Genomic DNA, 11386 nt, shown 5'->3' on the forward strand with positions numbered 1-11386 from the left:
AGATACCCGAGCCACTGCGTTCGAGATGACGCTGCCGTTGAGATTCCGGTACGTGGCGAGTTTCACGCGCGCGTCATCATCGTTGCCTTCGATGGTGAAGCTGACACCCTTGCCGAGACGCTTCTGCAAGTCCTCGGCCCGGACCATCTTCTCACGCGCGTTGTCGATGCAATCGAGAATCCACTGAATCTCCTTGTCACTGAGATTCAGCCAGCTCAACGACTCCCTGACAGCATCGAACCGTTCCTCGGCGGAACCCTCCCCGTTGAGCAGCCACCTGTAGGTCTTCGGCTCCATGCCCAACGCTTCAAGGTTTCCCTGAACATCTAAGATCTCCCATTTCGCGTTGCCCTCGGCATTGAGCAGAAGCATGATCTGCTTCCTGTCCAAACCGCTGAGCTCCAGCAGGTTCGTGAGGTCTTCGATCTTCCCGGACGCGAGATCGTCCGCATCCAACGTGGATGTGTACGTGCCTTGCGCGTTCTCCTTCGCATACTGCTTCGCCCAGTCGATGGTCACAATGGCCGGGTCGCCGTCCGCATCCAATACGATGGTGTGCTTGCCGTCCGACAGTTGCTGGACCATCGAAGACAACTGGTCTACATCGATTTTCCCGTTGACCACAGCCTGCATCAGCATGGTGCGGATCTGCGAGCGTTGACCGTCCGGGAACAGGACCTGCACCAAGTCGATATACTCCAGCAGGTCGGCTTGGGCCTGCTGTTTCTCCAACTCGATCTTCGTCCTCACCGTGTCCGGGGTCATCAGCAGGCTTCGAGCGTAATCGGCGGCACCGGCTGCATTGTTGGACAACTGGTTGGCCGTGTCACCGAGTTGGCTGCCTAACTCGGATTGCTTGCGGTTCACCTCGTCCACGCTCGCGCCGCTCTCGATCATCGCGTCGAGATACGAGTTCGCGTTCGTCACCAACGTGGTCATCGCGTCGGACGCGGTACGTCCCGCTTCGGTCGACATGTCGAAGCCGGTAGCCATGTCCACCCATACGCGCTGACCTTGGGCGGCGAGCTGGTTCACCTGTTGGATGGTGGACTGCATGCCTTCCAATATGCGAGCGTAACTGGAGGACGCGGACGCTAGACTGATTCTCGCGCTGCGTTCCTTGTCCAGCATGGACGTGAGCTTCTGGGAAGCCTGCGCCTGCAACTGGGTTTTCTCGGATGCGTCGGCCAACGCGAGGGAAACGCTTTGGATGGACTGGCCCTGATTCAACAGGCTGTCCACCCAATCGTCGCCCTTGCCTTGCGCTTGCGCGGTGGTCTTCAACAGGTCGATCTGCTGTTGACGGTATTCCTCGAGCTTCTGCGATGCGACTGAAGCTGCGGAACCGTTCTTGCCCATGACCTGACTGGTGTCAAGCGTGACCGTGTCGGTGCTGGCGATCTTGTCGAGCCGGTTCTTCATCTGCTCGTACTGTTTGTTCGTGCCAGACGCGGCGGTCGCGGCATCCTCGGAGCTGATGCCCAAGGTCTGCAAAGCGTCCGACGCGGACTTGAAATTGTTCACCACGCCGATCGGGAGCGTGAATTTCTCCCACGAATCCCAATCCTCGCCCAACAGGTCTTTCACGGTGGCCGAGAAATTATCCAATCCCTCGGACGCCTTGCCTATCGCGCCCGGCGTGGCCTTCAACGCCTTGTTGAACGACTCCTGCCGTGCTTCCGCTTTCGCGATATGCTCCGAATAGGATGCGACACCGACCGAGATCGCGGACACGGCGGCGGTGATAGCCAAACCTTGAGGCCCGCCGAACGCATCCAATATGAGGGTTCCGGCGTCCTTGGCGAGACCGCCGAGATTTTTCAGCCTGCCGCCCACAGCGGAAACCATGGACCCCGTTTTTTCGGCGGAATCACCCGCGTTCCGCATGGCCTGCCCCCAACCGGACATGCCGGCGGTCACGACCACGGCGGAATCCGCTATCTCACTGGTCGCGTTCGTGAACGTGCGCAGTTTGGCTGCTGCCTGCTGTGCGCCCGCACCCGTCTGGGTGACGCTCGTGGTGACACCGCTCAACACGCCAGCCACCTGACCATTCCGCAATTGGGCCATCGCGGCCACCAGCTCGCGGATGCTCATGCTCGTGCCTTCGGTGGCGACACCCAACTGTTGCATCGTGGAACGGTATTGCAACGTCTGCTGGATGTTCTGCAACATGCCCATTTTCAGACTGTCTATCGCGGACTTGCCCGCACGGCCGAACGTGACCCACAATGCCGCAGCGGCCTTCACGGGTTCCGGCAACCGGTCGAACGCGTCGGCGACCGTACCGGTCACGGTGGCGATGGCCTGAAGCATGGGGGTGGCCGCACGCAAACCGGAAGCCAACGTGCCGCCGAACGTGTTCGACAGTTTGCCGACCATAGCCAGCAGGTCGGAGAACGCGGGTCCACTGTCGCCCACCGCGTCCATGAACTTCTGCCAGCCGGACGCCACATTGTCGGTGAACACGCTCATGCCGTCGCCGCTCGTGGCGAGCAGATGGCTGATGTTCTCCAACGTGGAGCCGACGATGACGCCCGCGTCCATGAACGCGCGGCGCACGTTCTCACGAAGCGAGTTCGCGTCCGCGCCGATATGCGAGAACGAGTCACGGACTATCGTCTGCGCCTCCTGAGCGCCGGTAATCCAAGCGCTGATGGTCGTCTGGAAGCTGACGCTGTTCACCGCCTTGTCGGCTTTGGCGACCGCTTCGGAGAATCCCTGCAACCCGTTCTCATACTGGGAGAACGCGCCGAACACGCCGGTTACGACGCCCTTGAGCGAACCAATGCTGCTACCCAAGTAGCCGGCCTGCTCCTTGACCTTGCCCATCGCCGCTTCGACACGAGTGTTGTCGGATTCGACAGTACGCGCCCACTCCGCGAACAAGGCCATGTTGTTGCTGATCCAGTTCGTCAACTGGGGTACGTACTGTCCGCCGACACGACCCAGCGAGGTGAGCGCATCCACTGCGGATTCGACGCCCGGCGTGAGATTACGCACGCTCATGGCCGCATGGTCGAGCATCGCGTTGATACGACCCGCCTCGTCCGCCTGCGAGACGATGTCCGCCATGCCAGCGGCCATACGACCCTCTTCGGCGGACACCTCACGCATGTTGCGGATGAAATCAGCGCCCAACGCGTTCGACATGCCGGTGATGGAGTCCGCAGCTTCATCCCAGAACGCGTTGCCCACGGACTCCTGCAAGTCCTTCAATTCGGTGTTCGCGAGCTTGAACCGGTCGGACGCGACCTTCGCCGCCGCATAAATGCCGTAGAATCCGGCGGCGACCGTACCCAACGCGGCGGGAGCCGCATACGCGGCCTTCGCTAGGGAAACGAGACTGGAGCCGGCACCGCCGACAGAACCGGCCAGATTCACCGCGCCCGCGCCGATGGCCGTGAACACACTGCCCAGCATGGTGAGCTTCGGCACCGTCGTATCCAACGAGTCCATGAGGTTCACAAGACGTTGGAACTGGTTCTCCACGCCCTTCAAACCGGTAGCGCCGGAGATCATGCCGTTGATGATCTTGCCCGCGTCCGTGCCCTTGAAGTTCGCGAAGATGTCAATGGTGCGGGGACGGGTGAAGTAGGCGAGGTGGGCTCGGGCCAGAGCGGTCTCCAAGTCCAAGTCCATCTTGAGCTCGTCGTTCTTGCGTTGGAACTCCTTCAACCGTTCCTCGGCATGTTTCATGTCGAGTTCGAGGTTCGCTTCGAGTTCGGGCGCAAGCTCCGGGTTCGCCTTGATCTGGGCTGCGACCTCACGCATACGGCTGATGATGTTCCGCTCGTCCAGTTTGAAATCAGCCGGAATATCCACCCGCGCGTGTTCCAAGTCGAACAGGCGTTCCTCAAGCCGGTCGGCATCATCCTGCCAGCGGGTGACACGCACCTCTATCTCATGTTGGCGGTCGAGTTTGCGGGCGAGCTCTTGGGCGTCCGCTAGGATCTCGCCGAACGACTTCTCCCATTCGGTGCGGTCGAGCTTCGCTTCCGCCTTGACCGGGTGTTTGGCCGCGTAATCACGGAAGTTGCGGAGCGTACGCATCGCATTGTTGATGCTTTTGCCCATGTCATCGAACTCGTCATCCAAGCCGATGCCGTATTTCTTGGCGCGGGTGAACTGGGTGACGAGTGCTTTGAGCTGGTCTTCCTGCTCGTTGAACAGGCGGGTAAGGTCGGCCACCTTGGTTTGGTGTTCGGTGATCGCTGAAGATGCAAACGCATGGTCGATACTCTTCTGCGCCTTGTTTACAGCACCGTATTGTTCGAGACTTGCCCCCATGGCTTTAGCGAGCATGTCGTGCGTGCGAGCGGTCTCGGACTCCGCTTCGCGCAGCTTGTCCAGTTCGGCGGCGGCTTGAGCGGAATCCGTTTGGAGGTTGCGTAGGAACGTGAACGGCCCCGACGATTCAAACGTCTGGCGGGATTGTTCGGCGGTCTGCTTCAACCCTTCGACCATCTGCCGTGTCGCGGCGGCGAACATGCTCTGGTTCTTCTCAAGGGTTTTGGCGACGCTATCATTGAGCGGCTTCAACGCCTTCTGCACGCTTTTCGCGGTCTTGTCCGCAGATTTGTCGAGTTGCGACAACTGCCGGTCGATGGACTGCGACAGCTTATCCGACTCGCGTTGGAGCCTCTGCAACGCCTTGACAGCAGCATTCGTGTTCCGCTCGTACTGGCGGATACGCTGGGACTCCACTTTGATGCGTTCGCGCGCAGACTTCGCCGCCTCCTTATCGCCGGAAGACTGCGCGGCGGCAAGGTCGGCTTGTGCCTTGGCGAGACGCTTCTGCGCCTGAACGGATTGCGCCGCACACGCGCCACGCTGCTTGTTCGTCCGGGTCACGGCCTCGGCAAGACGCTGTTCGTTCGCGATCTGCTCGTCGGTGAGCCGCTTCTGCTCGGCTTCGGTCTTCTCCTCTTCCGCACGGAGCTTAGCCCACTGTTCGGCCTGCTTGCCGGTCAGATTGTCAAGAACCTTCTGATAATCCTCATGCTTCTCGACAAGAGCCGCAGTCTTGTAGGCTGCGGCTTCCATCTCCGCCCCAAGCTTGCTCGTGGGAAGCGGCACATCAAGCGCGTCATGGGTTTTCGTCCACTCCTCGCGCACCCGCTTGTTGGCCGTGCCCCAATTGTTGCGCATCGTGTTCAAGCCGGCGAGGAACTTCGTGCGGCTCTCCTGCATGTCGGCCATGGTCTGCCGTTGCATGGCGCGCGACTGGCGTTCGATGGCGTCCATCTGCTGTGAGAGCTGATGCAACCCGGAATAGTCGCCGTCGATCCTGATGCTGTTGGTCAGGGTGCGCCCGTCCGTACGGGACGCCCACGCCTGATACCCCGCATCATTGACCTCCACGCCCACGCCCACCTGCGGGTTGCGCGTGTGCAGTTCGGCGTTGAGGATAGCCCAGAACCGGCTGGTGTCCGGGACGACATCGACACCGACCTTGCCGGCTGAATACAAACCTTCGGCCATGTTGACCTCCTGTGGGATGCCGCCTCCGTGCGGTCACAAATGCTTCATCATGTCAACGAACCCGTTGAAACTCGACGGTTTGAACGTGCGTCTGCCATTCGGATTCCCATCGACATGGCCGGGCGGTTCAATAAGATGCGGCTTCGTTTTGCCGTCGCCCAAGAACCGGGCCAGCAGGAACCGTATGATCTCCAACGTGTTCGACTGGTTCAACAGGAGCATCTGCAATTGCCCGTAACCTACAGGCGACAATCGCATGTTCCCGGCCTGCTCGTCGGAACCGTGGGGGAGTGGGTGATGCACGCTCACCCACGCCCGGTACAGGCTCCCCTCATACCCTTCCAGACCGTCCATCAACGCGCACAGCCATGACGGCTCATACTCGTTGAGGACGGTAGGCAGGTCGGGGAACGGGAGATTGTAGAACCGTTGGAAATCAGCCTGTACTTCTATTCGGCACTCGCGGAGGGTGTTTTCGAGTCGCTTGATTTTCCCAGTGCGTCCGCATAGAAGAACAGGAGCTGCGAGAACGTCACATACAGGTTGAACAGGGTACGGCCCTTCACCCACTCGTCCCACGTGTCCTCCGAGGGTGCGAGCGTACGGAAATACAGGTCCGAATATTCCACGATCTCAGCGAGAAGCAGCGTCGCCTCCCCTTCGTCCCACTCGTCGCCACGTTCGCCGGGCTTCTTGAAGAACCCGATACGTTCGAGTTTCGTGGACCGTTCCGCCACACGCTGACGGGTCACCTCGAACGCCGCCGACTGGGCTACGGTCATGTCCTTCGGCTCCACAAGCTGCGGAATACCCGTGAACCATTCCTGCCGGGCCAGTTCAGCCCACGTCTGAGGGGTCTTCGATTCCGTGGTTTCGGCCATGATAATTCTCCTATCGAAAAAGTCTGAAAAACTCCTATCTGAAAAACCATTGGAAGATCCCGGCCCGCGCGGATAGGAGGACACGCGGGCCGGGAGGAATGACATGGGGTCAGGCTACGGCCACGAACGACTCCGGGAAGAACCGGCGAATATAGTTCGCGGTGCCGTCCGCATTACGGTTCAACGCGGCGGACGTCTTCATGGTCACGTTGATGTCGTACTGGTTGAACGAATTCTGATTCAAAGTCGGCAGCGAGTCGAACGTGACATCCGTGTTCGGCAGCAGCATGCCGGTACGCTGGTTCGTGTCCGTGTCGGAGACGAGCACGAACAGGCTCTTGTTGGTGGGCTTCTTCAGAATCGAGAAGTCCACGCCACCGGAAGCCGCATCATCGACCGCATTGTAGGCGAGCTTGAACAGGTCCTTGTCGCCCTGCACGGAATGCAGCACGACAGTGCCCTTGGTCTCACCGTAACGGGTACGGAACGTGGGGTTAGCCCACGTCGCCATCACCGTCGAGTCACCGCCATCGATGTTGAACTCGGGCAGATTGTCCACGCTCATATGGCCGATGTTGAAGAACTGCGAGTCGCCGGAACCGAACGACTCCGTATCAACGGTGATGGTCGGCAGCAGAGCCTTGTCGATGAGCTTGTCGGGGTTGCCGATGAACACCGCGCCACGCGCAGCGGTCATCACATCATTGTCGTGGAAACCAAGTGCCATGACATTGTCCTTTCACTATGAGAAAACCCCGCCAATCGGCGGGGTTCGGAATATTGAAGTTGAGCCGTCAGCGTGGGCTGGCCGCTTGGATATGCTTCGTGGAACGCCATGCGACCACGCTCTTGGAAGAGGTCATGTCACCGGTGGACACGACCTCGAAACCGGGATTATCGACCAGACGGCCGATCTTCCCCAATATGGTGCCCTCCACATGAGGCCACATGGCGATGCACCGGTTCAGGTACGCGCACGTGCGGAACACCCGAGCCGGGTCACGACCCAACACGGTCAACGACAGCGAATAACGCCATATCCAAGCCTTCACATTCCAGTCCGGCTGTTCGGGCGCACCGCAATGGTAGAGAATCACGTCATGCGCGAGCAGGAGCGAATCGGTGACCGGGGTGACCTCCGGTTGGATGACCGGATTCAAATCACGTATCTTCCAGTCGATGCGGTCAAGCATGATACGGGTCAAGCCGACAGCATCCAACTGGTCGCGCACAGCCAGGTCACGCACATCAGACATATTTCGCCTCCGACATGATGAACAATCCCGGCATCCATGCCATGGGGGAGTGGATGCCGTACTTGTGTTCAAGCCACCTGTTGAAATAGCCGAACTCCAAGTGGGAGGCGATCTCCGGCACGTCACGCCCCTTCACGCTCATGACCACGGCGGTATGCGCGCCCCGGGCATGATGCGTGATGTCGATACGGTCCGCCACACTATTGTGCTTCGCGCGAGCGTCCGCCAGAGCCTTGGCCCTCGCTTCGATCTTCGCGCCCACCGGCATGGTGGCTTCCGCTCCGAACATGCGGGCGATGTCGATGTTCAACCGTTTCGGGTTTTTCAGTCTCACGTACCCCATATGCGGCTCCCCTCCGGGGGTGTGGGCGGCGTCACGACTGCGGGTCCGGCATGGCCGATGCAACGGGCGGTGATGTTCCAATGCTCCGCATCCTTCGAGGAATGCGCCATATGCATGGGCGGGCCATCCACCTCATAGCAGTCGTCGCCATGCCAGAACATCGTGTGGATGTCGCCATGCCATTCGGGGGCCAAGACGATAGCCAGCGAATCCTCACGCAGACCGCCATAACTTTGCGGTGTCGTGTCCTGAGCCCAGTTCTTCGAGAACGTGCTGTTCTTGTTGATACGCGGCTCGAACGAACAGTACGCATAGGATGTTTCCCCTGTCGGGACGGTGCCGGAACCATAAGGCGTGTCATACAGTTCCATCGGCTGCACCACGATCAGGTCACGATGCAACAGGTCGTCCGTGACACGCGGCTCCACATCCGAACCGTCGTACAGGTGGCCGCCGCCCATGTCGTCAACGTCCACATCGTCGTACAGGTGGCCTAAGTCCAGTGTTTCACCGGCCATACGCCACCTCACAATCCGTAGATGCGCTGAACTCCCACGCCTATAGTCCCTATGGGGCCCCGCCCGTCCGCATACCCGTCAAGCAACTGTTTTTCACGTTTGCTCACATACAGGTTCGGACTCGCGTCATAGCCGGGAGGGTTCGGCTGGGGGTCATGCTCCGTGTACGAGTAGTTGCCGTTCGATTCGGTTTTCAACCGGTGCCATCGCATGACGCGAATCACCATCGAACACACCACGTAGGCGAACGTCTCCTCGCTCAAATCACCCGACCGTAAGCGTGGCTCCGTGTTGCTGGACTCCGTGACCGCCATTTCGGCGGCGATACGGCATCGCGACAGAATCCACTCGTTCGGATACGAGCCGGCGAGACCGGGTTCGTCCAGCAGGTTGACACGCATCCATTTCAGCCAGTCGATTCCGGAGATGTCCGCCATGACGGCTCCTTACAGAACGTTGGCCTTGAACGTGCTGACTGCATCCTGAAGGATCGGCAGTGCGGTGCCGTTCACCCAGATGTCGTAGTTCGACGGGGCCTGATGGGAGACGAGAGCGCCGATAAGACCCTCGTTGACGGTCTTGTTGATCTCGTATTCCGCGTCCTGCGCTTCGGCGGTCGGCCCGTCGGCAGTGAAACCGAGTGTCGCGTCATTGTAGGAGGGGAACATGATGAACGTCTTATCCGGGATGAGCGCGGTCGTATCCACGTCCATCTTGAATCCGCCGTCCAGTTCCAGATCCTCATACATGAGGTCGATCATGCGCACGTCCGTGAGCCCGAGCTGCACGGCGAGCACGCTAATCACCTCGTCGCGGGAAAGACGCGTCTTGGAATGCTCGATGTCCATGCCGGAGATTTCGGTACGGAAGCTTTCATTCGTACGCAGCGCGTCGATGACCTTGGAGGTGGTGAGCACGGCATGCGGCACACGGCCCTTGTTCTTGCGCATGGTCTCAATCCATGCCTGAACGTCGGAAACCGGGTCGGATGTCGCATCATTCCACAGTTTGGCCGGAACCTGATTCTGCTGGCCGGCTGGACGTCCGAACGAGTAGGTGACGTTCAGACCGTACTCCTGAACGGTGATCTTCGCGTCCATCATCGCCTTGATACGTTCCAATTCGATGGTCACGCCAGCGGTCTGGCCGAGATGTTCGGTCTTCAGTTCGGCTGTGTCGTGGATGTACTGGGTGTCGTTCGCGTGCTTCGCCATGTCACGTTCGGTGATATGGTCCATGCCGGAGAGTGCGATGAGACCGGTGTGCTGTTCGGCGGTCTGCGACTTCATGGACTGGTGGCCGATCTCCGCGTCAAGCGCACGACGATGCATGGCCTTAGTCGCTAGGGTCGGCAGGTTCGGGGTCCATGATGCCACCCATTCGCCGTCGTTCGACTTCATGGGGAACACCTTGGAGAACGGGAGCATCCCATTCGCGTAGTCGAAGCCGGACTGGGCGATCTCGGTCGCTTCGCTCGGCGGGAAGATGTTCTTGTCTAATGCCATTGGATGTTTCCTTTCACATATGTGAAAGCCCGCCATATAGGCGGGCTTGTTGGATTAGGATGCCGTTACTTGGTGAGCAGTCCGGCGGAACGCAGGATGGCGAGAACCGAGTTCAGCTTCGCGGCGTTCGGGCACACGTTGTCACCAGTGGTCGGCGCGTCCGCCACGGCGGCGGCGGCAGCGGGCTTGCCGGAAATGTTCGCCCAAGTCGGAGCGGCGGGAACGGTCGGAATCACACCGTCCGCGATCTTGTCCTTGGTGACCGCCTTGGCCGCGATTTTCGCGGTCGTGACGGAACCGTCCGCGATGCCCGGTGCCGGAGCTGGCTCGGTGGACGCCTTGGCGGAGAGCGGGGTGACCACGTCTTCATCCACGTCGTAGAAGTCGCCCTGCCACACGGCATCGTCTGCCGGGACGACCGGCAGCTTCGACTTGATGATGTCGCCACGGTAGCGGAGCCCCACATACACGTCATCCACATCCCACCCCTGATAGGTGATGTTCACGGCGACGGTGGACTCGAGCAGGCCGGCGATGGCGGTCTGACGGCCATCGGTCGCATTCGGATCATACGGGCCATATGCGCCCTTGTTGTCACCTGACGTGATGAGGGCGAGCGGGATGCCGGAACGAATGTAAATGGTCGTGGCGTTCGGGCCGAGACCTGTCAGATACTTGTTCTTGAGTGCTTCGTCATCGACGTTGAACAGTTCCGGCACGAGGGTGACGGACACGACTCCGCCATCCTGTTCGCCGAAACGCCACTCGTTGTTCTCTTCAACGGTGGTGATGCCGGTGCCGTGCACCATTTCGTAGGGAATCGCCATGTCGGCTCCTTTCAGTTGGTCTTGTTGCGGTTGCGACGGCGCGCGTTCTGGCGTTCCTGGGAGCGTTTGTACGCGTCGCCGCGCTTTGGCTTAGGATTGAACTCACCCTGAGGGTTCTCAGCGAGGTCGAGCGTCTTGCGGGCGAGTGGGTCGCTTTTAGGCTTCGGAGCCGGCACGCCTGCGTTGATCGGGTTGAGTTTCGCGTATTGTTCCGCCCAAGCCGCGATCTCGTCAGGGTCGGTCTTGTCGCACAGGGTCAGGGCCTCGTCGGAAATCTGCGGGTACTTGTTCTTCGCGGTGAGACGCGCGTTGTCGGCGCGCGCCTGAGCGAGTTCGGCCTGAACCTGCTGCACCTGCTTGAGGTTAGCCTCGGCCTGCTTCTCGTTCTTACGGCTCATCGCCTTCCATTTGGCGAGCTCGTCGTCGGCTGTTCTGCCGGTGTCGGTCTTGTCTTCGGTCTGCGGCGAGTCCTGAGCGGGAAGCTTGTTCTCGCCCGTTTCGGGCTTAGCCTCTTCGGCCTTTGCGGTGTCGGCGGCGTTCTTCGGTTCTTCATTCAGGGTCATGCGCCCTGT

Annotated in this window: 11 protein-coding genes; all 11 read right to left on the minus strand. The window is 60.1% G+C overall.

From position 1 onward, the window contains the following. Positions 1 to 5484 (minus strand): hypothetical protein (locus BW14_RS06710; RefSeq protein ID WP_140489720.1); only part of this gene is annotated, 5484 nt, incomplete at its 3' end. 33 nt (positions 5485 to 5517) lie between these two features. After that, positions 5518 to 5838 (minus strand): hypothetical protein, encoded by a 321-nt coding sequence (locus tag BW14_RS06715; RefSeq protein WP_140489722.1) that lies wholly within the window; start codon positions 5836 to 5838, stop codon positions 5518 to 5520. Between the two features lie 95 nt (positions 5839 to 5933). Beyond that, positions 5934 to 6365: a hypothetical protein gene (locus BW14_RS06720; protein ID WP_140489724.1), complete on the minus strand. Its 432-nt coding sequence runs from the start codon at positions 6363 to 6365 to the stop codon at positions 5934 to 5936. Positions 6366 to 6474: 109 nt separating this feature from the next. Further along, on the minus strand, positions 6475 to 7092 hold the full coding sequence (locus tag BW14_RS06725) for a hypothetical protein (protein ID WP_140489726.1): 618 nt from the start codon (positions 7090 to 7092) through the stop codon (positions 6475 to 6477). A 67-nt stretch (positions 7093 to 7159) separates the two neighbouring features. Beyond that, a complete protein-coding gene (locus BW14_RS06730) occupies positions 7160 to 7621 on the minus strand; it encodes a hypothetical protein (protein WP_140489728.1) in 462 nt (153 codons plus the stop codon). Then, positions 7614 to 7964: a hypothetical protein gene (locus tag BW14_RS06735; protein ID WP_140489730.1), complete on the minus strand. Its 351-nt coding sequence runs from the start codon at positions 7962 to 7964 to the stop codon at positions 7614 to 7616. The genes BW14_RS06730 and BW14_RS06735 overlap by 8 nt, the downstream gene beginning before the upstream one ends. Continuing rightward, positions 7952 to 8482: a hypothetical protein gene (locus tag BW14_RS12275; protein WP_258186073.1), complete on the minus strand. Its 531-nt coding sequence runs from the start codon at positions 8480 to 8482 to the stop codon at positions 7952 to 7954. Before BW14_RS12275 ends, BW14_RS06735 begins: the two co-directional genes overlap by 13 nt. A gap of 8 nt (positions 8483 to 8490) precedes the next feature. Further along, a complete protein-coding gene (locus tag BW14_RS06745) occupies positions 8491 to 8919 on the minus strand; it encodes a hypothetical protein (protein WP_140489732.1) in 429 nt (142 codons plus the stop codon). Between the two features lie 9 nt (positions 8920 to 8928). Next, on the minus strand, positions 8929 to 9987 hold the full coding sequence (locus BW14_RS06750; RefSeq protein WP_140489734.1) for a major capsid protein: 1059 nt from the start codon (positions 9985 to 9987) through the stop codon (positions 8929 to 8931). 65 nt (positions 9988 to 10052) lie between these two features. Beyond that, positions 10053 to 10814, minus strand: a complete 762-nt coding sequence (locus tag BW14_RS06755; protein WP_140489736.1) for a hypothetical protein — start codon at positions 10812 to 10814, stop codon at positions 10053 to 10055. Positions 10815 to 10825: 11 nt separating this feature from the next. Then, positions 10826 to 11377, minus strand: coding sequence for a hypothetical protein (locus tag BW14_RS06760; RefSeq protein WP_140489738.1), 552 nt, complete (start codon positions 11375 to 11377; stop codon positions 10826 to 10828). Between the last annotated feature and the right edge of the window lie 9 nt (positions 11378 to 11386).

The organism is Bifidobacterium sp. UTBIF-68 (assembly GCF_006408855.1).
Taxonomy (GTDB): Bacteria; Actinomycetota; Actinomycetes; order Actinomycetales; family Bifidobacteriaceae; genus Bifidobacterium; species Bifidobacterium reuteri.